Annotated in this window: 1 pseudogene; it reads right to left on the minus strand. The window is 60.6% G+C overall.

What is annotated here, in order from left to right:
- Window positions 1–127: 127 nt before the first annotated feature.
- A pseudogene (locus Mrose_RS18490) lies at window positions 128–728 on the minus strand (transposase); the annotation flags it as partial.

A 728-nucleotide genomic window follows, 5' to 3' on the forward strand; every position in this document is an offset into this window, starting at 1 on the left:
TGCTCCAGCTGGGCCAGTTTCATCCCCTTACCCTTCGCTTCCGCTTCCCCAATCAGCGCCATCAACCGCTCTTGTAGTGGGCTCATGCCTCAGTCTAGGCTATTGGGTTGTTTTTGGGACACACCCCCTACAAAACGCTCGCCAGACGCTTACAGTTGTGGGCAAAGATGAACCCCCAGACCTTGAGGGCGAAGCCCCGGAGGGTGGAAGCGTGGATGCGTTTGGGGAACAGCTCAGTTAGGGCAGAGCCGAGCGACTCAATGATCTTGCGGCTGGGCTGATGGTAGCGTTTGGAGTTGTGCTTACGGATGGGGCGGAGTTGGATGCCCTGGGCTTGTAAGTCATCCTCGGCCTGGTAGTCGGTGTAGCCTCGGTCCACAGAGAGTTCACTGCCTTGGGGCAAGTCCAAAGGCATCCAGTACAGTCCCTCCACGTCAGCGGTAGCACCGGGGGAGAGTTCAACCTCACAGATAAACTGGTCGCTACTCGCCACCAGATGCAGCTTCAAGCCGTGGAAGTAGAGCCGTTTACTCGCGGTGTAGCCGCGGTAGCAGAGGCCCTTAGCCAGACGGCAGCGCGGGGCGCGGATGCGGCAAGGGCGGGGTGTCCAGGATGGAGTGCTCGATGTCACCCAGCCGCTGCCACAGGGTTTTGAACAGCGGCAGCAGGAGGGGGATGAGGTAGCTCACCGCATGGAGCCTGCGGTTGAAGCGGCTGCGGGAGGGGAC

This window comes from Calidithermus roseus, assembly GCF_003574095.1.
GTDB lineage: Bacteria > Deinococcota > Deinococci > Deinococcales > Thermaceae > Calidithermus > Calidithermus roseus.